General features: G+C 68.7%; 23 protein-coding genes. 14 read left to right on the top strand and 9 right to left on the bottom strand.

Annotation, left to right across the window (positions count from 1 at the left end; genetic code table 11):
• Window positions 1-11: 11 nt before the first annotated feature.
• The gene (locus JOE57_RS18260) at window positions 12-812 is read right to left on the bottom strand and encodes a class I SAM-dependent methyltransferase (RefSeq protein WP_204920063.1); all 801 of its coding nucleotides are present in this window, start codon (window positions 810-812) and stop codon (window positions 12-14) included.
• Window positions 813-997: 185 nt separating this feature from the next.
• On the opposite strand from JOE57_RS18260, the gene JOE57_RS18255 reads away from it, so the two are divergent.
• The 10 genes from JOE57_RS18255 to JOE57_RS18210 all read left to right on the top strand — a co-directional run bounded on the left by JOE57_RS18255 (window position 998) and on the right by JOE57_RS18210 (window position 11,532).
• Complete coding sequence (locus JOE57_RS18255) at window positions 998-2,518, top strand: glycosyltransferase 87 family protein (protein WP_204920062.1); 1,521 nt, start codon at window positions 998-1,000, stop codon at window positions 2,516-2,518.
• Window positions 2,519-2,601: 83 nt separating this feature from the next.
• The gene (locus JOE57_RS18250) at window positions 2,602-3,552 is read left to right on the top strand and encodes a YihY/virulence factor BrkB family protein (RefSeq protein ID WP_239578990.1); all 951 of its coding nucleotides are present in this window, start codon (window positions 2,602-2,604) and stop codon (window positions 3,550-3,552) included.
• 4 nt (window positions 3,553-3,556) lie between these two features.
• Window positions 3,557-4,888 (top strand): glycoside hydrolase family 15 protein, encoded by a 1,332-nt coding sequence (locus JOE57_RS18245; RefSeq protein WP_204920061.1) that lies wholly within the window; start codon window positions 3,557-3,559, stop codon window positions 4,886-4,888.
• A gap of 381 nt (window positions 4,889-5,269) precedes the next feature.
• Entirely contained in the window at window positions 5,270-6,964 is a 1,695-nt protein-coding gene (locus tag JOE57_RS18240; protein WP_204920060.1) for a nitrite/sulfite reductase, read from the top strand.
• A 13-nt stretch (window positions 6,965-6,977) separates the two neighbouring features.
• On the top strand, window positions 6,978-7,127 hold the full coding sequence (locus JOE57_RS18235; protein WP_204920059.1) for a hypothetical protein: 150 nt from the start codon (window positions 6,978-6,980) through the stop codon (window positions 7,125-7,127).
• Window positions 7,124-7,813 carry a phosphoadenylyl-sulfate reductase gene (locus JOE57_RS18230; RefSeq protein ID WP_204920058.1) on the top strand — a complete coding sequence of 230 codons (690 nt, stop codon included), beginning with the start codon at window positions 7,124-7,126 and terminating at the stop codon, window positions 7,811-7,813. Before JOE57_RS18235 ends, JOE57_RS18230 begins: the two co-directional genes overlap by 4 nt.
• Window positions 7,810-8,403: an adenylyl-sulfate kinase gene (gene cysC / locus JOE57_RS18225; protein ID WP_204920057.1), complete on the top strand. Its 594-nt coding sequence runs from the start codon at window positions 7,810-7,812 to the stop codon at window positions 8,401-8,403. The genes JOE57_RS18230 and cysC overlap by 4 nt, the downstream gene beginning before the upstream one ends.
• The gene (gene cysD, locus JOE57_RS18220) at window positions 8,403-9,335 is read left to right on the top strand and encodes a sulfate adenylyltransferase subunit CysD (protein WP_204920056.1); all 933 of its coding nucleotides are present in this window, start codon (window positions 8,403-8,405) and stop codon (window positions 9,333-9,335) included. The genes cysC and cysD overlap by 1 nt, the downstream gene beginning before the upstream one ends.
• Window positions 9,335-10,723 (top strand): sulfate adenylyltransferase subunit 1, encoded by a 1,389-nt coding sequence (locus JOE57_RS18215; protein WP_204920055.1) that lies wholly within the window; start codon window positions 9,335-9,337, stop codon window positions 10,721-10,723. The genes cysD and JOE57_RS18215 overlap by 1 nt, the downstream gene beginning before the upstream one ends.
• A complete protein-coding gene (locus JOE57_RS18210) occupies window positions 10,720-11,532 on the top strand; it encodes a sirohydrochlorin chelatase (protein ID WP_204920054.1) in 813 nt (270 codons plus the stop codon). Before JOE57_RS18215 ends, JOE57_RS18210 begins: the two co-directional genes overlap by 4 nt.
• A 32-nt stretch (window positions 11,533-11,564) precedes the next feature.
• On the opposite strand, the gene JOE57_RS18205 is transcribed toward JOE57_RS18210, so the two are convergent.
• Both JOE57_RS18205 and JOE57_RS18200 read right to left on the bottom strand, forming a co-directional pair.
• Complete coding sequence (locus JOE57_RS18205; protein ID WP_204920053.1) at window positions 11,565-12,125, bottom strand: hypothetical protein; 561 nt, start codon at window positions 12,123-12,125, stop codon at window positions 11,565-11,567.
• Window positions 12,126-12,219: 94 nt separating this feature from the next.
• The gene (locus JOE57_RS18200; protein WP_204920052.1) at window positions 12,220-12,753 is read right to left on the bottom strand and encodes an NUDIX hydrolase; all 534 of its coding nucleotides are present in this window, start codon (window positions 12,751-12,753) and stop codon (window positions 12,220-12,222) included.
• Between the two features lie 137 nt (window positions 12,754-12,890).
• Between JOE57_RS18200 and JOE57_RS18195 the strand changes: the two genes are divergently transcribed.
• Together JOE57_RS18195 and JOE57_RS18190 are read left to right on the top strand one after the other, a co-directional pair.
• The gene (locus tag JOE57_RS18195) at window positions 12,891-13,631 is read left to right on the top strand and encodes a histidine phosphatase family protein (protein WP_204920051.1); all 741 of its coding nucleotides are present in this window, start codon (window positions 12,891-12,893) and stop codon (window positions 13,629-13,631) included.
• Complete coding sequence (locus tag JOE57_RS18190) at window positions 13,615-14,481, top strand: NAD(P)H-hydrate dehydratase (RefSeq protein WP_204920050.1); 867 nt, start codon at window positions 13,615-13,617, stop codon at window positions 14,479-14,481. Before JOE57_RS18195 ends, JOE57_RS18190 begins: the two co-directional genes overlap by 17 nt.
• Window positions 14,482-14,695: 214 nt before the next feature.
• Here the strand turns inward: JOE57_RS18190 and JOE57_RS18185 are convergent, their stop codons facing one another.
• From JOE57_RS18185 to JOE57_RS18170, 4 genes are all read right to left on the bottom strand, one after another.
• A complete protein-coding gene (locus tag JOE57_RS18185; RefSeq protein WP_204920049.1) occupies window positions 14,696-15,343 on the bottom strand; it encodes a DUF3618 domain-containing protein in 648 nt (215 codons plus the stop codon).
• The gene (locus JOE57_RS18180) at window positions 15,340-15,801 is read right to left on the bottom strand and encodes a phage holin family protein (RefSeq protein WP_204920048.1); all 462 of its coding nucleotides are present in this window, start codon (window positions 15,799-15,801) and stop codon (window positions 15,340-15,342) included. Before JOE57_RS18180 ends, JOE57_RS18185 begins: the two co-directional genes overlap by 4 nt.
• A complete protein-coding gene (locus tag JOE57_RS18175) occupies window positions 15,798-16,547 on the bottom strand; it encodes a hypothetical protein (protein ID WP_204920047.1) in 750 nt (249 codons plus the stop codon). The genes JOE57_RS18180 and JOE57_RS18175 overlap by 4 nt, the downstream gene beginning before the upstream one ends.
• Window positions 16,548-16,803: 256 nt before the next feature.
• The gene (locus tag JOE57_RS18170) at window positions 16,804-17,709 is read right to left on the bottom strand and encodes a PPK2 family polyphosphate kinase (protein WP_204920046.1); all 906 of its coding nucleotides are present in this window, start codon (window positions 17,707-17,709) and stop codon (window positions 16,804-16,806) included.
• Between the two features lie 50 nt (window positions 17,710-17,759).
• Here JOE57_RS18170 and JOE57_RS18165 point away from each other — a divergent pair, with 50 nt between their 5' ends.
• Window positions 17,760-18,530 carry a dihydrofolate reductase family protein gene (locus JOE57_RS18165; protein WP_204920045.1) on the top strand — a complete coding sequence of 257 codons (771 nt, stop codon included), beginning with the start codon at window positions 17,760-17,762 and terminating at the stop codon, window positions 18,528-18,530.
• A gap of 89 nt (window positions 18,531-18,619) precedes the next feature.
• Here the strand turns inward: JOE57_RS18165 and JOE57_RS18160 are convergent, their stop codons facing one another.
• The gene (locus tag JOE57_RS18160; protein ID WP_204920044.1) at window positions 18,620-19,687 is read right to left on the bottom strand and encodes a DNA polymerase domain-containing protein; all 1,068 of its coding nucleotides are present in this window, start codon (window positions 19,685-19,687) and stop codon (window positions 18,620-18,622) included.
• A gap of 94 nt (window positions 19,688-19,781) precedes the next feature.
• Here JOE57_RS18160 and msrB point away from each other — a divergent pair, with 94 nt between their 5' ends.
• A complete protein-coding gene (gene msrB, locus JOE57_RS18155; RefSeq protein WP_204920043.1) occupies window positions 19,782-20,228 on the top strand; it encodes a peptide-methionine (R)-S-oxide reductase MsrB in 447 nt (148 codons plus the stop codon).
• A gap of 1 nt (window position 20,229) precedes the next feature.
• On the opposite strand, the gene hemQ is transcribed toward msrB, so the two are convergent.
• Window positions 20,230-20,910, bottom strand: coding sequence for a hydrogen peroxide-dependent heme synthase (gene hemQ, locus JOE57_RS18150; protein ID WP_204920042.1), 681 nt, complete (start codon window positions 20,908-20,910; stop codon window positions 20,230-20,232).

Below are 20,910 nucleotides of genomic sequence, written 5' to 3'. Positions count from 1 at the left end.
CGCAGCCGGCGCTAACGACGCGCCTTGACTGCCCAGGCGCGTGCCGACAGGGAGATCGACCCGTCGTGGCCCTGCGGAAGGCGGTCATGGACGGCAGTGCGGAGCTCGTTGCGCCGGTTCTCATCCAGGGATCTGACGTAGGTCGGTGCAGGTCCCTGGCCACCCAGGAACGGCTGCCAATAGTCGTCGAAGCTGGAGAACACCGTAGGGACCACAAGACCCCGGCTCACCACCTGCGCGAACCCGGCAGCCTCGAACAGCAGCGCCAGTTCCGCCTGCCGGCAGAAGGCGAACCGGTATCCCTCGTGCAGGTCGAGGGCAGCAGCGTCGAGCTCAACCGCCGCGTCCCAGAAGTGCCGAAGCAGCCACATCTCTCCTGGATAGTCCCAGACGTAGGCAGCAACGACACCGCCGCTGCGGGCCACCCGACGCATCTCGCCCAGCGCACCGGGACGGTCCGGGATGAAGTTCAGCACCAGCCCCGACACGACGGCGTCGAAGGAGCCATCGTCGGCGGGGAGCCGCTGCGCGTCACCGACGGCGAAGCTGACCGCCGAGTCGACCACGTGGCTGCGTGCGTAGTCGATGAACGCCGGCGACGGGTCCACCCCCAGCAGGTGTGACGGTGCTGCCAGACGCTGCACAGCCCCGCTGAGCGCCCCCGTACCGCATCCCACGTCGAGCCAGGTCGCCCTAGCCGGGAGGCCCAGCCACGCGACGAAGTCCGAGGCGACCGCTCGGCTCCAGCGGCCGATATACGGCTCGTACTGCTCACCACTCGACCACCGGTCACCCGGAACCGCACTCCCCATGATGTTCCCCACCCTTCTGAGGATCCAGAGCCCCCCGGTGCTGGGATCTGACCACTCGAATCCAGGATCCACCCCCAGCTGGCAGTCCGCCGGCCACCAGCGCAACGGGTGAGGGGGCCGGGGCGTCCCCAACCCACAGGTGCAGTGTCTGGCTATCGGGGTTGTCGACTGCTTCACTGGTCGCTATGGGGGATGAAGGAGAAGCGGTCGCACCGGCCCCCAGGCTCGGCTGGTTGCTGGCGCTGGCCATAGCCGCCGCCGCCTTCCTCGCTCGGCTGATTCCGGTACTGCGCTCCTCCGGCCTCTATGCGGTCAAGCAGTATGACTCCGCCGTCTACTTCGGAGCCGCCATCGGCCTGGTGCACGGCAGGATGCCCTATCGCGACTTCCTGCTGCTCCACCCGCCCGGGATCGTGCTGGCTCTGGCCCCGTTCGCGGTGCTCGGCTACGGGGTCGGAGACGCCCAGGCGATGGCGCTCGCCAGGCTGGGTTGCATGCTCCTAGGGAGCCTGAATGCCGTTGTGATCTACCGGATCCTGAGGCCCGCCACGATCTTCGGTGCGGTCTTCGGTGGCCTCTTCTATGCGGTCTTCTACCCGGCGGTCGCCGTCGAACAGACCACCCGGCTGGAACCGGTCGCCGGCACCTGTCTCGTCGTCGCCCTCCTGCTCCTGTGCCGCGAGCGGCGCCGCGACGTCGCCGGCTGGGTGGTGCTGGCCGGGGCGCTGTTGGGCTATGCCACTGTGGTGAAGATCTGGGGAGTCGTCCCGTTCCTGGTGCTCGCCGTCTGGCTCCTACGCGCTGCCGGCCTCCGACAGCTGCTCTGGTTGACACTCGGCGCGGTCGGTGCCGGAACCGTGGTCTGTCTGCCATTCTTTCTCGCCTCTCCGGTGCAGATGTGGCGTTATGTCATCGTCAACCAAGTGGATCGGGCTCGTTCCGCGACACCCGTGACTGCACGGTTGGCCGACATGACGGGACTCGGCCTGCTCAAGCAGCCGCTGGCGGCGTGGCTACCACTGCTGGTGGGGGTCGCCGTCCTGTGTTTCGTCCTAGCCGCGGTGCTCGCGACCCACCTGCCGGAGGCTCGCCTCGCCGTCGCGTTGCTGGGCATCCTGTCGCTGATGCTGCTTGCCGTGCCGTCCTGGTTTCCGCACTATCCGGGCCTGATCGCAGGACCGGCGGCCATCACGGTCGGCGCAGCGACAGGACCACTCCTGCGCAGGACGGCCCGGTGGAGGCCCAGGGCACCCGTCCTCGTGACCGCGGCTCTGGTGGTCGGCCTCACCGTCTACGCTGTGCCGCTGAGAGGGGCGCGCTTCGGGCACTCCTTCCCCGCGGCGCGCCTGCAAGCCGCCGTCCGCACCCTCCCCGGCTGCATCACCTCAGACGACCCGAGCACTCTGATCGAACTCGACGTTCTCAGTCGCAACCTGGACCGGGGGTGTCACCTCTCCCTCGACCTGGGCGGGTATTCCTACGTCCGACGCTCAGAAGGCAGCAACCTCAGACGCCACAACGACCCTGAATGGCAGCGGTTTGCGCTAAGCTATCTGAGCAGCGGGTCCGCGACCCTGGTGGTGCGCTACAGCACGCGGTTCGGGTTCACGCGCGCAACGGAGGCGACGATCAACCGCTGGCCCGTCATCGCTCGTGCCGGCCGATATCAACTTCGCCGTCCCTCGTGGGTGGCACCGCCACCTTGACGCCAGGCGAAGGGCTGGAAGGGTCAGCGGACCAGGAGACGTGGCATCCCGGGCTTCGATCACCCCTCCCCTAGGCTGAGGTCATGGGAGATCGCGGGCGGCCTGCACGGAGGTTTCCGCTGCACCGGGCGCCGAGCGCGTGGATGCGGTCGGTCTGGCGCCTGCTGGCCCAGACGGTCGGCGCCTGCTTCCGCTACCGGGTCACCGGGCTCGCCGCCGAGGCGGCCTTCTTCGCCATTCTGTCCCTGCCGCCGTTGATCTTCGGTCTTGCTGGAGCCATCGGCTATGTCGCCAACCGCTTCGACGTCAAGACGGTCAGCAACTTCCGTTCCCAGGTGCTGGCCCTGGCCTCCCGGGCGCTGACCACCGACTCCGTCAACAAGGTGATCAAACCCACTCTGGACGAGGTGCTGGCCGGCGGCCGGTTCGAGATCATCTCCATTGGCTTCATCATCGCCCTCTGGTCAGGTTCGCGGGCACTGAACGTCTTCGTCGACACGATCACCATCATGTACGGTCTGGCCGGCAAACGCGGCATCGTCCGCACCCGGGCGCTGTCCTTCTCGCTCTACCTGGTCTTCCTGCTGGTCGGGGTGGTGCTGCTCCCGCTGGTGCTGGCCGGTCCCACCGTCATCGATGAGATCCTGCCCAGCCAGCTGGAGATCGTCGGTGCGCTGTACTGGCCGGTGGTCCTGCTGGGATCGGTCTGCATCCTCGCCACCCTGTACCACCTGGCGGTGCCCGTACGGACGCGATGGCGAGCGGACCTGCCGGGCGCGGCACTGACCCTGCTGATGTGGATCGGCGGCAGCGCCCTCCTCCGGGTGGTGCTGAGCGTCTCCACCGGGGGCACCTCGATCTACGGTCCGCTCGCCGCGCCGATCGCGGTCCTGATCTGGTTGTACGTGATCGCGATCGCGGTGCTGATCGGCGCCGCGTTCAACGCCGCCCTGGACGTGGTCTGGCCCCGGCTCTCGGGCATCCACCCGGCCCAGGCGGACCAGATCGACGAGGCGACGCGTCTGCCAGACTGAGCGGGTGACCACGGGCCATCTCCACCAGTTGGCGCGGCCCTCCCGGGCGGCGGGCCTGTGGTGGCTGGCTGCGGCGCTGGTGGTGGTGGTCACGCTCACCGCGGGCTGGCTGCAGCATCGGCAGAGCCGCGTACCGCTCTACCTCTCCACTCTGGCGGTCGGCAGGGACGGCTCGGTGGTCGAGGTCAAGCCTGGTGACGAAGGCCAGCTGATAGCCGGAACCCGGGTGCTGCGCGACACACCGGACGCGGCCAGCCAGGTCCGCCGGCAGCAGGACTGGTTGGCAGCCGGTACCGTCCCGTCGGTGCCGGAGCTGGGCGACACCACCCTGGTGCGCGATGCGCTGCTGGATCTCCACCTGCTCGCCCAGCCCGGCGGGGTGGCGGTCGCCGGAGCGCCTCCGCCCTGGAACAACGTCTGGCCCCGCGACTCCGCCTTCGTTGCTGCCGCGTTGGCCCGCACCGGGCATCACGGCGACGCTGAGCATGTGCTGAACTTCCTGACCCGTGTCCAGGGTCACGATGGCACGTTCCAGGCCCGCTACCGGACCGACGGCAGCCTGGTGCCGGACGACCGCGGCAGCCAGCTCGACGGCGTGGGCTGGTCGTTGTGGGCGCTCGAGGTGGTGGCAGGCACGGTGCCCAGGTCTGAACGTGCCGACTACGTCCGCAGCCATCGACGCCTGCTCGATGCGTCCTCAGCTGCGATCGGCAACGCGCTGGATCCGGACAGCCACCTCCCGCCACCGTCCTCGGACTACTGGGAGAAGCCCAGCGAGGACCGGCTCAGCCTGGCGACCGCGGCCGTGCTGCTGGCCGGGTCGGAGTCGGCCGGACGGCTTTACCGCACGATCGGGGCCACCCGCGCGGCGGAGACCAACACCAGCCGGGCCATCGACCTCCGCACCGCCATCAGCACCAGGTTCGGGCCGGATGGCTATCCGCGCTACCTCGGCGGACCGGCTCGCTCGGTCGACCTCGGCGCCTCCTTCCTACTGCCACCCTTCGTGCGAGAGCACCCGGCCGACGTCGTCGACGCCTGGCGTCGCTCAGCCAGTGAGATGGCGAGACCAGCGGGTGGACTGGCTCCTGGCGGGGGCTGGCGGCCTGACGGGATCAGCTGGACGCCGACGACGGCGACCTACGCCCTGGTCGCCGCAGCCCTGGGGGACCGGGAGTCCGCAGTCCACTACCTCCGCTGGTTGGACGTCCACCGCACAGCGGGAGGGTCGATTCCGGAGAAGGTGCTGGCCGACGGGTCACCGGCCTCGGTGGCGCCGCTCGGGTGGTCCGCTGCCGCGGTGATCCTTGCGGCAGCGGAGCTGACAGCCGGGTGAGGCGGGCTCAGTCCGGTCGACGTACCATATTCTGATACCTCATCTTACTATTTGAGATTTCGACTTGATCCGGGAGGTCGTCAGGGCGGAAGGTTGACCCATGCGCATCAGACTGGGAGCTCTGCCGAGCCGAACTCAGTCGTCGGGCGCAGCCGACGTCAGCCCGCGGAACGCCTCTTCGGCGCCGGCGCAGGGCACGTCGGCCTGGCTCACCACGCGCCGGTTCGTGGACCTCGGTCGCACCGAGTCAATGATCTGTCATTCGCAGACGTACTGAGACGACCACGCGCTCAGCACCATCGCAGCACACTGCCGTGCTGACGCAGGCAGGTGCCTGAGCAGACTTCCAGCCGCTCCGCGACTCACCACACTGAGGACGAGATGACCACGACAACCGGCGAGACCCGAACCGCAGGCGCTACCGCTCGCCCGCGCCGGAAGAAGGGCGAGGGCCAGTGGGGCCTCGGATTCCGTGAGCCGCTGAACGCCAACGAGCAGCAGAAGAAGGACGATAATCCGCTCAACGTGCGCGGCCGGATCGAGAGCATCTACGCGGTGCACGGGTTCGACAGCATCGACCCCGCCGACCTGCGGGGCCGGTTCCGTTGGATGGGCCTCTACACCCAGCGCCGGCCCGGCATCGACGGCGGCCGGACCGCCACCCTCGAGCCGGAGCAGCTCGAGGACAAGTACTTCATGCTGCGGGTGCGGATCGACGGCGGCGCGCTGACAACGCAGCAGCTGCGGGTGATCGGCCAGATCTCGGTGGAGTTCGCCCGGGGCACCGCCGACATCACCGACCGGCAGAACATCCAGCTGCACTGGATCCGGATCGAGGACGTGCCCGAGATCTGGCGCCGCCTGGACGAGGTTGGCCTGTCCACCACCGAGGCGTGCGGCGACTGCCCACGGGTCATCCTCGGCTCGCCTGTTGCCGGCATCGCCGCTGACGAGATCATCGACCCGACGCCCGCCATCCGGGAGATCGCCGAGCGCTACATCGGCGACCCCCAGTTCTCCAACCTGCCCCGGAAGTACAAGACCGCGCTGACCGGGCATCCGCTGCAGGACGTCGTACCGGAGATCAACGACATCGCGTTCGTCGGTGTCCACCATCCGGAGCACGGTCCTGGCTTCGACCTGTGGGTCGGCGGCGGCCTGTCCACCAACCCGATGCTGGCCCAACGACTCGGCGCCTGGGTGCCGCTGACCGAGGTCGCCGAGGTCTGGGCCGGTGTGACCGGGGTGTTCCGGGACTACGGCTACCGCCGGCTCCGGACCCGGGCGCGGCTGAAGTTCCTGGTCGCCGACTGGGGGCCGGAGAAGTTCCGTCAGGTGCTGGAGACGGAATATCTGCACCGCACCCTCATCGACGGCCCGGCGCCGGCCACCCCCGACCGTCCGGGCGACCACGTCGGAGTAAACCGGCAGCAGGACGGGCGGTTCTTCGTCGGCTTCTCGGCCTCGGCCGGCCGGGTCAGCGGTGAGACGCTGGTCAAGATCGCCAATGTCACCGAGGCCCACGGCTCGTCCCGGCTGCGCACCACCCCGATGCAGAAGCTGCTGGTCCTCGATGTGGCCGAGGACCGGGTCGACTCCCTGATCGGCGAGATGGAGGTCCTCGGTCTGTCGGCTGACCCCCGCACCTGGCGTCGGTCGGTGCTGGCCTGCACCGGAATCGAATACTGCAAGCTCGCCATCGTAGAGACCAAGGCGCTGGCCACCCGGGTCGCCGACGAGCTGGAGAAGCGGCTGGGTGCGTTGGACTCCCCCATCACCGTGAACATCAACGGGTGCCCCAACTCCTGCGCCCGGATCCAGGTCGCCGACATCGGGCTGAAGGGTCAGCTGGTGCCCGGGCCGGACGGGGAGCCGGTCGAGGGGTTCCAGGTCCACCTGGGCGGCGGTCTCGGCCTCGATGCCGGCTTCGGTCGCAAGCTGCGTGGTCACAAGGTCACCGCCGCGGAGTTGCCCGACTACGTCGAGCGGCTGGCCCGCAACTATCTGGACGGTCGCCGGGACGGCGAGCGATTCCCGCAGTGGGCGTCCCGGGCCGAAGCGGCGGAGCTGTCATGACCGGGGTCTCCCGATGAGCGAGACCACCGCGTCTCGGCAGGCCGTGCTGTACTGCCCGTACTGCGCCGAAGAGGACCTCTTCCCCATCGAGGAGGGCGGCTGGGAGTGCCGCAGCTGCCGGCGCGCCTTCGCCGTCAGGTTCCTGGGGCTGGTGTCGCGATGAGCACGACGACCGACCTGAGCGAGCTGGCGCTGACCGCAGCCCACGATCTCGAGGACGCCAGCGCTGAGGAGATCCTCACCTGGGCGCACGACGAGTTCGGCTCCCGTCTGGTGCTGACCTCGTCAATGACCGACACCGTGCTGATCGACCTCGCGGCCAAGGTGGCGCCGGGGATCGACGTCGTGTTCCTGGACACCGGCTACCACTTCGTCGAGACGATCGGCACCCGGGACGCGGTCCAGTCGGTGTACGACGTGAACGTCATCAACGTCACGCCGGAGCTCACCGTGGCCGAACAGGACGCCCAATACGGTGAGGACCTGTTCGCCCGTGACCCTGACCGCTGCTGTGGGATGCGCAAGGTTGCCCCGCTCGGGCGCGCCCTCGAGCCGTACGCGGCCTGGGCCAGCGGTCTTCGGCGTGCAGACGGACCGACGAGAGCCGGCACCCCGGTGGTCTCTTGGGACGCACGCCGCCGGTTGGTCCGGGTGGCACCGCTCGCCCGCTGGAGCGACGAGCAGGTGGCGGACTACATCGAGACCAACGCCTTGATGGTCAACCCGCTGCTCGACGACGGCTACACCTCGATCGGCTGCGCGCCGTGCACCCTGCCGGCCACCTCCGACGACCCCAGAAGCGGCCGTTGGGCCGGCTTGGCCAAGACCGAATGTGGGATTCTGCAATGACCTCCGATCTGACCGACGAGCGGATCGGCTCCGTTCTCGACCGACGGCCGACGTCGGGAGCCACCGTCTGGTTCACCGGCCTGCCGTCGGCGGGCAAGTCGACGATCGCACATGCACTCGCAAGCAGGCTGCGTGATGCCGGAGCCAAGGTCCAGGTGCTCGACGGCGACGAGGTTCGACCACATCTGTCGGCCGGCCTCGGTTTCAGCCGCGAGGACCGCGACATCAACGTCAAGCGAATCGGCTGGGTGGCCCGGCTGCTGGCCGGCCACGGCGTGATCGTCCTGGTGCCGGTGATCGCCCCTTACCGCGAGACCCGGGGCGCGGTCCGAGATGATCATGCTGAGCACGATGTGCCGTTTGCCGAGGTCTTTGTGTCCACCTCCGCCGCAGTGGCCGAGAGCCGCGACGTCAAGGGTCTGTACGCGAAGGCGCGCCGCGGCGAGATCCAGGGCATGACCGGGGTCGATGACCCCTACGAGGAGCCGAAGACTGCCGAGCTGGTGCTGGACACCGCTGAAGTTGATCTTGAGACTGCGGTGGACCTGGCCAGCTCGCTGGTCACCACCGTGCTGGGAAGGGACCTGTGATGAGCACCAACCAGACCGCCGCCGCCTTCGACGGGCTTCGGCCGCTGACCGAGCTGCAGGCGCTCGAGTCGGAGTCGATCCACATCTTCCGCGAGGTGGCCTCGACCTTCGCGTCCCCGGTGATGCTGTTCTCCGGCGGCAAGGACTCGGTGGTGATGCTGCACCTGGCAGCCAAGGCCTTCTGGCCTTCGCCGGTGCCGTTCGAACTCCTGCACGTCGACACAGGTCACAACTTCGACGAGGTGCTCGCCTTCCGGGACGAGGCCGTCGCCTTCTACGGTGCTCGGTTGAAGGTTGCCTCGGTGCAGGACTACATCGACGACGGCCGGCTGCGCGAGCGACCGGACGGCACCCGCAACCCGTTGCAGACCGTCCCGTTGCTGGACGCGATCACCGAAGGCAAACATGACGCCGTCTTCGGCGGCGGCCGTCGGGACGAGGAGCGGGCCCGCGCCAAGGAGCGGGTCTACAGCCTCAGGGATGAGTTCGGGCAGTGGGATCCCCGCAACCAGCGGCCCGAGCTCTGGTCGCTGTACAACGGCCGACACCTGCCCGGGGAGCACGTCCGGGTCTTCCCGTTGTCCAACTGGACCGAGCTGGATGTCTGGGACTACATCGAGGCGGAGAAGATCGCGCTGCCGTCCATCTACTACGCCCACCAGCGTGAGGTGGTCGAGCGCGACGGCATGTGGGTGGCGATCACCCGGGTCACTCCGGTGCGGGATGGGGAGCGGACCGAGCTCCGGTCGGTGCGCTACCGGACCGTCGGCGATATGTCCTGCACGGCCGCTGTGCTGTCCGAGGCGACGACCGTCGCGGATGTGATCACCGAGGTGGGCACCAGCCGGCTGACCGAGCGGGGCGCCACCCGCGCAGACGACCGTCTGTCCGAGGCGGCCATGGAGGATCGCAAGAAGGAAGGCTATTTCTGATGCCCGGCACTGTGACACGCCCAGCACCGAGGACGGCGACCCCCGGCCGGACCCTGCTCCGGTTGGCGACGGCCGGCTCCGTCGACGACGGGAAGTCCACTCTGGTCGGCCGGCTGCTGTTTGACACCAACTCGGTGCTCAGCGACACCCTGGACCATGTGGAGATGGTCAGCAAGCGTCGCGGCCTGGCCCGCGCCGACCTGGCACTGCTCACCGACGGTCTTCGGGCCGAGCGCGAGCAGGGCATCACGATCGATGTCGCCTACCGCTACTTCGCCACACCCGCCCGCAAGTTCATCCTGGCCGACTGCCCGGGGCATGTGCAGTACACCCGCAACACGGTCACCGGCTCGTCCACCGCGGACGTGATCGTATTGCTCGTCGACGCCCGCAACGGTGTGGTCGAGCAGACCCGACGCCACCTTGCGGTGGCCTCGCTGCTGCGGGTGCCGCACGTCGTGCTGGTCGTCAACAAGATCGACCTGGTCGACTACTCCGAGGAGGTGTTCACCCGGATCGCCACCGAGTTCTCGGTGCTGGCCCGCAGCTTCGGTCTGGTCGACTCGCGCTGCATCCCGGTGTCGGCGACCGAGGGCGACAACGTCGCCACCCACTCGGCGCGGACGGCCTGGTACGAGGGGCCGACGGTGCTCGGTTTTCTGGAGACCGTCGACGACACCCGGCGGGCCGTGGGATCGGAGTTCCGGTTCCCGGTGCAGCTCGTCATCCGTCCGCAGCAGGCACCGTCCGCGCCCTGGGCCGCGCAGCTGCCGGCAGTGGACGGCGACTACCGCGGCTATGCCGGCAAGGTCGAATCCGGCCGGGTGTCGGTCGGTGAGGAGGTGGTCGTGCTGCCCAGGGGCTCACACGCCACGGTCGCCGGCATCGACACCCCGGACGGTCCGCTGCAGGTGGCGGTCGCCGGCCAGTCGGTCGTGCTGCGGCTGACCCAGGACCTTGACGTGTCCCGCGGCGACATCCTGGCTGCCACCGATGCCCCGCCGGCACCGGTACGCGAGGTCAACGCGACCGTCTGCTGGCTGGCCGAGCGCACGCTCGCGGTCGGCGCCCGGGTGCTGGTGCAGCACGGCACGTCGATCACGAAGGCCATCGTCAAGTCGATCGACGCCACTCTCGACCTGGACACTCTGCCGGGCGCGTTGCCGGAGTGGGTGGACGCCGACGCCCTCGGCCTGAACGACATCGGGCGGGTTCGGCTGGCGCTGGCCTCGCCGCTGCCGATCGACCCCTACCGCGAACATCGCACCACCGGCTCCTTCATCATCGTCGACGAGGCGGACGGCTGGACGCTCGGCGCGGGCATGGCGGGTGTCTCCGCCCTGGCCCCACCGCCACATCAGCACACCCCCGGAAAGGAAGCATCATGACCGCTCCTTCACTTATCCTGCTGGGCTACGGATCCAGCGACCCGCGGGTCGCCCAGGTCAGCCACGAGCTTCGGGCCGAGCTCAACCGGCTCCGGCCCGAGCTCGACGTGCATGTGGCCTTTCTCGACCACTGCCCGCCGAGTGGACCGCAGGTGATCAGCAAGCTGGTAAAGCGTGGCGTCCAGGAGGTCGTCTTCGTCCCGCTGCTGCTCTCCGACGCGTTCAAGGCCAGGGTCGAGGTGCCGGCGCTGGTGGCCAAGGTGCAGGCGAACCATCCCGGCCTGCGGGTGACCGCGTCCAGCCCGATCGGCCCGGACGCCAGCCTGCTGTCGATCGTCGACCGCCGGCTCCGCGACGCGCTGCGGTCCCGACGCGTCACCGAGCTGGACGGACTGGTGTTCGCCGCAGCGGGCAGCTCCGACGTCCGGAGCAATGCGCTGGTGGCCCGCCGGGCCCGGCAGTGGGCGACCCACCACAAGCTGCCCTGTGTCACCGCCTTCGCGACCGTGTCCGGTCCGTCCACTGCCGAGGCCGTTCGCAGCCTCCGGGCGCAGGGTCGCCGGCACATCGCGGTCGGCGGCTGGTTCCTGGCACCGGGTCTGTTGTACACCCGGCAGGCGGAGCTGGCGTACGAGGCCGGTGCCGTCGCCGTGTCCGCTCCACTGGGTGCCGAGCCCGAGATCGCGCACGCAGCGCTCAGCCGGTATGTGGTTGCCGCCATCGATCTGGTCGATGTCGACCAGGGCGTCGAGGCGGCTGAGCCGGAGGAGGCGGCCCCGGTCCGACACCTCAGCGTGGTCAGCGCCTGAGCCGACGGCTCACCGTCTCCCAGGCGTGATCGTCACTGCGCGGTGTCGAGCTCGTCCATCCGGCGTTTCGCCGTCGCGACGGACAGCAACCACAGTCCGGCTGCAACCGGCATCAACAGGCGGGGCTGCAGCGGTGTTGCCACATAGTCGTCGGAGAGCCAGATCTGGGCCAGGGCGAGAAGTCCGACCGAGATGAGCAGCAGGGTTCCGCCGGCCCGGGCGAGGATGTGGGTCGGCCGACCGGTGCGGTCGAGTGCGAGACCGAACGTGGCGACCGCGGCAAGGATCAGTGCGACCAGTAGCAGCACCAGCACGATGCGGGTCATCCAGACCCCGCCCGGGACGTCGGCCGGAGGCGAGTCGCGATCGCCGAACTGGTTCGGCTGCGCCGTGACGTACGCGGCGAGGCTCGCGAGCAGTCTGGTGCTGACGCCAGGGTCGGAGTCCTCGGGGTGGGTGTCACGGCCGAGCAGCGGTACAGCCAGCGACGCGAGCAGCAGTGCAGCCTCGATCATCAGCGCGGAACGCAGCACCAGCCGCCAGACGACCTCGAGTCGGTAGGACACCGATTCCTGGCTGGTGGGAGTCAGCATTGGAGCAGGCTACCGTCACGCTGACGCCTACCGCGGTGAGGCCGGACCGCGGGTCCGCATCAGGACGGTCGGTCGATGGACGCCGGTTCTGGGGTCAGATCAGACCCATGGCTGCGGTCAGCCGGACAACGTCGGCGTGGATCGGGTCGTGCACGGCCAGGAAGTCTGCCGCGTCGGCCGGCGGCAGCACCAGCACCTCCGTGACCTGTTCACCGTCGGGCGGGTTGGTCGGTAGGCCGTCGAGCAGCACGTCGGCAACGGCGTAGGCCCAGTAGGCGACCGGATGCGGCATGTGCGGGCGATAGGGCTCGGGGGCTCGGATCTGGGCGCGGAAGGCGCCGACCACCGACCACGGACCGATGCGTCGCGCACCCGCCTCCTCCCGGATCTCGCGGTCCAGCCCGGCCGCGAGCTCCTCTCCCGGCTCACGGGTACCGCCCGGCAGGAAGCGCCACCCGAGGTCGTTGACGCAGACGATGACGCTGCCCTCCCCCGTTCTGGCGACCAGATGGATGCGGCTCACCAGCTCCGGCGGCGGTGCCTCGAGCGAGAACTGCACGTCGGCGCTGGCGTAGTCGATGAACCTCGGTGCGAACAGCTCCGCGAACTCCTGCTCCCATGCCCGCATCGTCCGAGGCTAGCGCGAAGGGTGTGCCGGTTGCACGCAGCCGTGTGCACGCGCCCCGGTCGACGACGACCGTGTCACTGAGCTCTCACCGGGGCGCCTCACCGGACTCCGGCCTGGGCAGCCGTTAGGGTCGACGTATGGGTGTTGAAGAGCTTCTCCTGGTGCGTCATGGCGAGAGCATGGGCAACGTGGCCGCTTCCGCGGCGGAGGCGGCAGGTGCCGAGGTCATCGAGATCGGGCAGCGGGATGCGGATGTGCCGCTGTCGGACACCGGGATCGAGCAGGCCAGGGCGTTGGGTGCCGGGCTGCGAGAGCTGCCCGATCACGAGCTGCCGACAACGGTCTGGTCCTCACCGTACGCTCGCGCGGTGCAGACCGGCCAGATCGCCCTGCAGGCCGCCGGTCTGGCGCTACCGTTCTCTGTCGACGAGCGGCTCCGCGACCGCGAGCTGGGTGTCCTCGACCTGCTGACCAGCCGTGGTGTCCAAGCCAGGTTCCCGTTCGAGGCTCAGCGGCGGCGCTGGCTCGGCAAGTTCTACCACCGACCTCCCGGTGGTGAGTCGTGGGCCGATCTCGTGCTGCGTGTCCGCTCGTTCCTTGCCGACCTGGAACGTCTCGAGGAAGGCCAACGCGTGCTGGTGGTCTGCCACGATGCGATGGTGCTGGCCTTCCGGTACGTCTGCGAGCGGCTCACGGAGGCGCAGATCCTCGAGATCGGCGCCACGACCCCGGTCATCAACGTCTCGATGAGCCGTCTGGTCAGGCCGCCTGGGGACCGGGTCTGGCAGCTGGTCACGTTCAATGACGTGTCGCACCTGCACCGCCACGACGTGCCCGTCACCCGGCACGAGGGGGACCGCGATGTCCAACCGCGTTGAGCTGGTGACGCCGAACTCGCTGCGTGAGTGGGCACTGCCGGCGATCACCGACTCGAAGTACAGCCGTGGCCAGGTGCTGGTGGTCGGCGGAGCGGCCTCGACCCCAGGAGCCGCCCTGCTGGCTGGCCTGGCCGCTATGAGAGTCGGCGCCGGCCACCTGTCGTTCGCGGTGGCCGAGTCAGTGGCGACAGCCCTCGCCGTCGCGGTGCCGGAGTCCGGCGTCACTGGTCTGCCGCAGGACCGCCGCGGCTCGGTGCTCGGTGCGGACCTGAGCGCCATCGCCGACAAGCTGGAGTCGGCCGATGTTGTGCTGGTCGGGCCGGGTCTCGACGACGCGGACCAGACCGTCGAGCTGCTGCGGACGCTGGTGCCGCTGGTGGCCGACGACACCTGGCTGGTGCTGGACGCGTACGCCCTCGGCGTACTCCCCCGGCTCACCGATCTGCGTGACCGGCTCAGTGGCCGGTTGGTGCTGACGCCGAACAAGGAGGAGGCGGCCCGGCTACTCGAGCGCGATCTCGACGACCTCGAGTCGGACGTGGCGGCCGTCGCGGACCGTTACGGTGCGGTGGTCACCTGCCATGGGGCGGTCGCTGACGCCGACGGTGCCCGCTGGCAGGCCACCACCGGCTTCGGAGGTCTTGCCACCTCGGGCAGTGGTGACGTACTTGCGGGTGCCGTAACCGGCCTCCTCGGCCGCGGTGCTACCGGAGCGCAGGCGACCTGCTGGGCCACGCATCTGCACGCCGCCGCCGGCGACCGGTTGGCGGCCCGGGTCGGCCCGCTCGGTTTCCTCGCCCGCGAGCTCCTGGACGAGCTTCCGGCCCTGATGATGGAGCTCAGCAGCTGACCTCCCCTGCTGACCTCCGCGCCCTGAGCCTGTCGAAGGGCCCTCCGCTCACCGCTCTTCGACAAGCTCAGAGCACGTACACCCACCGCTCTTCGACAAGCTCAGAGCACGTACACCCACCCTGAGCCCGCTATAGGGACCCGGACATGACCACGGGCCGACGACCTCAGTGAGAGATCGTCAGCCCGTGGTCCTGTTTCCGAGCCCAAGCGTGTTACCGGCTCGAGGGGTTGCCCTGTCCGGTCGGCCAGGTCTGCGCTCCCGACGGAGCGTCCTGACCCGACTGCGCTTCCTGAACCGACTGCTTGGACGAGGCGGCCTGGTCCTGCACGTCGGCTGCCGCCGAGGAACCCTCGTCCTTCACTGTCTGGGCCGCCTCGGTCGCGGTGTCCTTGACCGACTCGGCTGCCTGCTGCGCCGGCTCTTTCAGGTGGGCAGCGGCATCCTTGGCGATGTCGGTGGCCTGCTCTTTGAGCGGCTCGACGCGCTCCTTGACTGTGCTGGCGGCATGCTGCTCCTTCTCGGACGGCGGGAACAGCGACGCCACCAGCAGACCGGCACCGAAGGCAACCAGGCCGGCTGCGAGCGGGTTGCCCTGCGCCTTGGAACGCACCGCGCTCGGCGCCCCGGAGACCGCGTCACCGACGTGTGAGGCGGCGTCGCCGACGGCGTCACCGGCATCGGAGGCGGAGCCCATGATGCGGTCCTTGACTCCGATCGTCGCGTCCTTCACCTTGTTTGCCTGGCGCTTGGCGATGTTCTTCGGGTTGGCCTCGTCAGTCAGCGCATCGACGTCGCTGCTGAGGTTGGCCCGGGTGCGCTCGATATCAGCGCGGATCTGGTCCGGATCATTGGTAGTCATCGGTTGTTCTCCTCGTTGCCTTTGAGTGCGTTGGGAATCTTGCCTAGCGTGTCCGTGGTCTGCTGCAGACCTCGGATTCTCTCCATCTCCTTCTTCCCCACCATGGCGAGGATTGCGGCGATGATGGCCCAGATGATGGCGACGATCAGAGCGGCCCAACCGCGTCCGATCTGGTTGCCGATGGCCCACCAGAGGGAGACCGAGAGGAAGAGCAAGACCAGGAAGCCGGCCACACCGGCGCCCACGAACATGCCTGTTCCCTTGCCGGCTCGCGAGGCAGACTGGCTCAGCTCGGCCTTGGCCAGTGCAACCTCTTGCCGCATCAGAGTCGACAGATCCCGGGTGACGTCACCCAGCAGGTCGCCGATCGAGCGAGTGTCCTGTTCCCTGGGTGGGTAGCCCGGACCGGTCGCGTCGCTCCGGCTGGACGCCGGGGCACTGGTGTACGGGTCAGTCATCGCGTCACGTCGTCTTCGCGTGCCGCGACCGGGTACTCGGACCCTGCGACCAGCGGATCATAGGGAGCCTGCGTCAGCGAGGGCCGAGCCTCCAGGGTGGCGTAGTCCGACTGCGACGGCTGCTGGCTGTTGCCGGTTGAGGAGGAGTCGCTTGCCAGGGCGGCCATTCCCCGGGTCAGTCGTCCCGCCAGCACTCCGGCCACAGCGGCACCGGCCAGGAAGACGGCCGGGCGGCGGCGGGCGAACGAGCGGGCTTCGTTCAGCAGATCCCGGGGCTCGTGGGTCTGCAGCCAATGGGCAATGTGGTCACCCTTGGCCGAGGCCTGCCTGGCCAGATCGGTCATCGGCCCCGACTCCTGGGAGGCGGAAGCCATCGATCCGAGCTCACGAGCAAGCGACTGGACGGTGTCGGCCAGTCGCTGCTGCTGGGAGCCAGCCTGGCTGGACACCTCACCCATCGTCTGCTGGAACAGGCTCTTCAACTGGTGGCCCGCCTCAGCCGCAACATTGCCGGCCTGCTCCTTGGCGACGCCAGCGACCTGCTGGCCGGCCTCTACGGTGGTGTCCTTCACGGCACCGGCCTCGTCCTTCGCGACCTCCTTGGTCGACCGGTCGTCAGCAACCGGGACGGGCTCGTAGGCCGGCACCGGCTCGTAGGCCGGGACCGGCGGCGGTGGGGTCGACGAGACTGGCGGCACCGCACGGTCCGGCAGGGTGGGATCGGATGTGTAGGGATTCTGGGTCATGACATCTCCATTCGATGGGATGGCGTACCTGGTCAAACAGTGCCTTTCGGCACGCGACCAGATCAGGACGGGTAAGGGACACCGTCATCAGCTCGCGGAGGCGCGCCAACGACGATCTTGATAGCGCGAATTGATCAAAGATGCTCGGGACCGGCCCCTCGCACCGCAACGCGTCCGGCCCTCTTACTTTTCCCCTCACGCCCGATCTCAAACATCGAGCTCGGTGCTGGGCCGCTTCCGCTCCCTCAAACGTCGATCAGGTGGCTGCGAGCCTGACCTTCTCCTGCTCGACGTCGAAGTCCGCCTTCGGCCATTGCGGGTCGATTGCCTCAAGGTGCTCAGCGAGCAGCTGCGCGACAGCCCAGTTGCGGTACCACTTGCGGTCGGACGGGATCACATACCACGGTGCGGCATCGGTGTTGCACTTCTCCAGCGCAGCAGCGTAAGCCTCGGCATAGTCGGGCCAGCGGAGCCGCTCATCCACATCGCCAGGGTTGTACTTCCAGTGCTTGTCCGGCTTGTCCAGCCGCTCCATCAGGCGTTCCTTCTGCTCGTCACGGGAGATGTGCAAAAAACACTTGAGCACCGTGACACCCGCTGAGGCCAGCTTCTCCTCGAACCTGTTGATCTGGCTGTAGCGCCGGCTCCAGACTGCCCTCTCGACGAGCTCGTGAACGCGGACGATCAACACGTCCTCATAGTGCGAACGGTCAAAGATCCCGATCATGCCCGGCGCCGGCAGCGCTTGCTCGATCCGCCACAGGTAAGGGTGCTTGCGCTCCTCCGCCGTCGGAGCCTTGAACGCCTTGAGCTGGACGCCCTGGGGGTCCACCAGACCGAACGCGTGCCGGATCACCCCGCCCTTGCCTGAGGTGTCCATGCCCTGCAGCACAACGAGAACCCGCTTCGCGTTGTCCTCACCGCTGCGCCCCTCGGCAAACAGCCGCTCCTGAAGGTCGCTTAGCCGTGGCCCGAGCGCCTCGGTCAGCCCAGGAGCGTCCTTCTTCTTCCCCTGGAACCCCGTCGTGGCGCGCGGGTCGAGGGCAGCCAGGTCGACCGGGCCGGTCGGCAGCCGGAGTGCCTTGGTCAACGGTGTGGTCGGTTCGATGGGGTCGACGACCTCCACCAGGTGCTTTCCCTTGCCTTGCTTCGACTTGGCCATGGGGTGATTGTGCACCAAAACAGCGGTCGCGACGTGAAAAGATGCCGTGCATGCAGCAACTCTTCGGACGGTCCGACGGAATCGTGGGCATGCCGCTGGATGATCTTGCCCTTCGGCGGCTCTACCGCCATCCACTGCCGACCGGAGACTCCCACTGGCTCCGGACCAACTTCGTCGCCACCCTGGACGGCTCGGCCCAAGGACCGGACGAGCGTTCCGGAACGATCAACACCCCCAGTGACCAGCATGTCTTCGCCCTGCAACGTGCCCATGCCGATGCCGTGATCGCAGGCGCCGGCACGGTCCGCAAAGAACGCTACCGGGCGGTGGATCTGGCTCCCTGGCAGCAGGAGGTCCGCCGCAGTGAAGACCTGAGCCCGGTACCCACGTTGGTCGTCGTCACTCGGTCACTCGACCTCTCCCTCGAGATGGCGACCGCGCCCTCCGGTTCGGGCGGAAGGGTGATGATCATGACGACGACCGACCACCGGCCGGAGGACCTGCGGAGGTTCGAGCAGGCCGGTTTCGATCTTCTGCAGGTGGGTAGCGGCAGCGTGGACCTCGCAGCCGGAGTCGATCTGCTGGTGGCCTCCGGTTACCGCCGGTTGCTCTGCGAGGGTGGCGCGACCCTGCACCACGCGCTGCTGGCGGCCGACCTGCTGGACGAGATGTGTCTGACGCTCGCCCCGACCGTCATCGGTGGTCCCGGCCAGCGCACCGTCGTCGGCCCGCTGCTGAACGACCCGCGTGCATTCGCCCTCGAGTTCGCCATGTTGGCCGACGATGGCGCGCTCTTCACCAGCTACCATCGCCACCGCTGACCCGCGTCGTCCCGCACCGCGACCGTACGAGGTCTCGGTACGGCCGTGACGCCACCCAAGGGCAGCTCGCTGCATCCCCGGCCGCGACGTCACCGATCGTCGCCGGGGTCCTGGCGCTTGCGCGAGGGCTGCACCCTGGGTGGCTCGCCCGGCATCTTCGGGTACTCCGGCGGGTAGGGCATCTCCCCCTCGCCGCGGTCACGTTCGTCCCGGGCGTACATCTCCAGCGCCTGCTCCAGCCGGCCGGGGGGCTCGGAATAGAACGACTCCCACACGTCACCGGCCTCCGCGAACCGGGTCAACATGGTGGACACGGTGAAGTCCTCCGGGCCGACGGACGACAGCTCTTCCCAGCGCAGCGGGGCCGAGACTCTCGCCTCGGGGGTCGGCCGGATCGAGTACGCCGAGGCGATCGTCCGGTCCCGGGCCATCTGGTTGAAATCGACGAAAATGCGCTCCCCCCGCTCCTCCTTCCACCAGTTCACCGTGACCTGCTCGGGCATCCTCCGGGCCAGCTCACGACCAAGGGCGATCACCGCGTGGCGGGCGTCGATGAAGTCCCAGCCGGCCTCCACGGGAACGAATACGTGCACGCCCCGGCCACCACTGGTCTTCGGGAAGCCGACCAGTCCCGCGTCCGCCAGCACGCCACGGAGCTCGTGGGCCGCCCGAACGGCATCGGCGAAGTCCGTCCCCGGCTGCGGATCAAGATCAATGCGCAGCTGGTCGACCAGGTCGGTGTCGTCCTTCTTCACGGGTTGGGGATGGAACCGCAGCGTTCCGAGGTTGGCTGCCCAGGCGACGGTAGCGAGCTCGGTCGGACAGACCTGGTCAGCGGTCCGGCCGGAGGGGAACTTGATCTTGGCCGTCTGCACCCACTCCGGCCTGCCCTTGGTCGGCGCTCGCTTCTGGTAGAACGCGTCACCATGCCCGTCCTGACGGGTGGTCAGTCGCGCCTCCGGCGAGTATCCCCCTGGCCAGCGCTCCAGCGTGGTGGGCCGGTCCTGCAGAGCCGCGAACACCCCGGCGCCGACGGCCACGAAGTACTCCACGATGTCGATCTTGGTCAGTCCGACATCGGGAAAGTAGACCTTGTCCGGGTTCGACACGCGCACGGGCCGTCCGCCCACCTCGATCTCAGTTGCCGGGGTCGCCATGGCGTCAGCCTACGCGGCCTGGGCTGGGCGGGCCCAGGCCAAGTACCCTGGTGGGGCCCGGGGAACTCACTCGACCGGCGCGGAGGAGAACATCATGACCGACATCGAGAACACCAGCCCGGCCGCCCAGGTCGGCAAGGTGGTCAAATCTGAGTCCGAGTGGCGTGCCCAGCTGAGCCCGCTCGAGTACAAGGTGCTGCGCGAGGCCGGCACCGAACGGCCGTTCACCGGCAAATACACCGACACCAAGACCGAGGGCATCTACCGGTGCCGCGCCTGCAACGCCGAGCTGTTCCGGAGCACCCAGAAGTTCGAGTCGCACTGCGGCTGGCCGTCCTTCTTCGCGCCACTGGCCGAGGACCGGGTCGTCTATATCGAGGACAGCTCGATGTTCATGAAACGGGTCGAGGTGCGCTGCGCGAAGTGCGACTCTCACCTGGGACACGTATTCACCGGGGAGGGCTACGACACCCCCACCGACATGCGGTACTGCATCAACTCGGTGTCGCTGACCCTCGAGCCGGCCGAGCACGGCAAGTAGGTCACCAGGAGGTGAGGATGGTCTCCAGCTCGCGCCGTCGCCCGGTGTAGAAGGGGACCTCCTCGCGGGTGTGCCGCCGGGCGGCGGCCGCGCGCAGATCGCGCATCAGGTCCACGATTCGGTGCAGATCGTCCGCCTCGAAGGCGAGCATCCACTCGTAGTCGCCGAGCGCGAACGCCGACACAGTGTTGGCGCGCACATCCGGGTACGGTCGGGCCAGCTGTCCGTGCTCCGACAGCATCGCCCGGCGGTCCTCATCAGGCAGCAGGTACCACTCGTACGAGCGCACGAAGGGGTACACGCACAGGTGCGCCTTGGGCTGCTCGTCCTGCATGAACGCCGGCACATGGCCCTTGTTGAACTCCGCGGGCCGGTGCAGCGCCAGCTGGGACCAGACCGGCTCCAGCAGGTCGCCGAGCGCAGAACGGCGCAGGGCGTGGTAGGCGTCCTGCAGCGTCTCCGACGACGACGCGTGCCACCACACCATCAGGTCGGCGTCGGCGCGCAGCCCGGCCACGTCGTACCAGCCGCGGATGACAAGGTCGGTGCCCTCGGTGGCGGCCGCGACCTCCTTCAGGGCGGCCTCGGCCAGCTCTGCGGCTGGCGCGTCCAGCCGAGCCGTCCGACGGAACACCGACCACATCGTGTAGCGGATCGACGCGTTGATCTCTCGTGCCTTCAT

This window comes from Microlunatus panaciterrae (assembly GCF_016907535.1).
In the GTDB taxonomy this organism is placed as follows: Bacteria; Actinomycetota; Actinomycetes; order Propionibacteriales; family Propionibacteriaceae; genus Microlunatus; species Microlunatus panaciterrae.
The sequence above is the reverse complement of the archived record's forward strand: the minus strand, read 5'-3'. Positions and strand labels throughout refer to the sequence as shown.

What these genes read in the sequence shown, in the direction of transcription:
- JOE57_RS18195 (WP_204920051.1), top strand. Translation starts at nt 12,891, where the DNA reads ATGGGTGTTGAAGAGCTTCTCCTGGTGCGTCATGGCGAGAGCATGGGC.
- JOE57_RS18170 (WP_204920046.1), bottom strand. Translation starts at nt 17,709, where the DNA reads ATGGCCAAGTCGAAGCAAGGCAAGGGAAAGCACCTGGTGGAGGTCGTC.
- JOE57_RS18190 (WP_204920050.1), top strand. Translation starts at nt 13,615, where the DNA reads ATGTCCAACCGCGTTGAGCTGGTGACGCCGAACTCGCTGCGTGAGTGG.
- JOE57_RS18180 (WP_204920048.1), bottom strand. Translation starts at nt 15,801, where the DNA reads ATGACTGACCCGTACACCAGTGCCCCGGCGTCCAGCCGGAGCGACGCG.
- JOE57_RS18205 (WP_204920053.1), bottom strand. Translation starts at nt 12,125, where the DNA reads ATGCTGACTCCCACCAGCCAGGAATCGGTGTCCTACCGACTCGAGGTC.
- JOE57_RS18260 (WP_204920063.1), bottom strand. Translation starts at nt 812, where the DNA reads ATGGGGAGTGCGGTTCCGGGTGACCGGTGGTCGAGTGGTGAGCAGTAC.
- JOE57_RS18235 (WP_204920059.1), top strand. Translation starts at nt 6,978, where the DNA reads ATGAGCGAGACCACCGCGTCTCGGCAGGCCGTGCTGTACTGCCCGTAC.
- hemQ (WP_204920042.1), bottom strand. Translation starts at nt 20,910, where the DNA reads ATGAAGGCACGAGAGATCAACGCGTCGATCCGCTACACGATGTGGTCG.
- JOE57_RS18200 (WP_204920052.1), bottom strand. Translation starts at nt 12,753, where the DNA reads ATGCGGGCATGGGAGCAGGAGTTCGCGGAGCTGTTCGCACCGAGGTTC.
- JOE57_RS18250 (WP_239578990.1), top strand. Translation starts at nt 2,602, where the DNA reads ATGGGAGATCGCGGGCGGCCTGCACGGAGGTTTCCGCTGCACCGGGCG.
- JOE57_RS18165 (WP_204920045.1), top strand. Translation starts at nt 17,760, where the DNA reads ATGCAGCAACTCTTCGGACGGTCCGACGGAATCGTGGGCATGCCGCTG.
- JOE57_RS18255 (WP_204920062.1), top strand. Translation starts at nt 998, where the DNA reads ATGGGGGATGAAGGAGAAGCGGTCGCACCGGCCCCCAGGCTCGGCTGG.
- cysD (WP_204920056.1), top strand. Translation starts at nt 8,403, where the DNA reads ATGAGCACCAACCAGACCGCCGCCGCCTTCGACGGGCTTCGGCCGCTG.
- JOE57_RS18215 (WP_204920055.1), top strand. Translation starts at nt 9,335, where the DNA reads ATGCCCGGCACTGTGACACGCCCAGCACCGAGGACGGCGACCCCCGGC.
- JOE57_RS18230 (WP_204920058.1), top strand. Translation starts at nt 7,124, where the DNA reads ATGAGCACGACGACCGACCTGAGCGAGCTGGCGCTGACCGCAGCCCAC.
- cysC (WP_204920057.1), top strand. Translation starts at nt 7,810, where the DNA reads ATGACCTCCGATCTGACCGACGAGCGGATCGGCTCCGTTCTCGACCGA.
- JOE57_RS18210 (WP_204920054.1), top strand. Translation starts at nt 10,720, where the DNA reads ATGACCGCTCCTTCACTTATCCTGCTGGGCTACGGATCCAGCGACCCG.
- msrB (WP_204920043.1), top strand. Translation starts at nt 19,782, where the DNA reads ATGACCGACATCGAGAACACCAGCCCGGCCGCCCAGGTCGGCAAGGTG.
- JOE57_RS18240 (WP_204920060.1), top strand. Translation starts at nt 5,270, where the DNA reads ATGACCACGACAACCGGCGAGACCCGAACCGCAGGCGCTACCGCTCGC.
- JOE57_RS18175 (WP_204920047.1), bottom strand. Translation starts at nt 16,547, where the DNA reads ATGACCCAGAATCCCTACACATCCGATCCCACCCTGCCGGACCGTGCG.
- JOE57_RS18185 (WP_204920049.1), bottom strand. Translation starts at nt 15,343, where the DNA reads ATGACTACCAATGATCCGGACCAGATCCGCGCTGATATCGAGCGCACC.
- JOE57_RS18160 (WP_204920044.1), bottom strand. Translation starts at nt 19,687, where the DNA reads ATGGCGACCCCGGCAACTGAGATCGAGGTGGGCGGACGGCCCGTGCGC.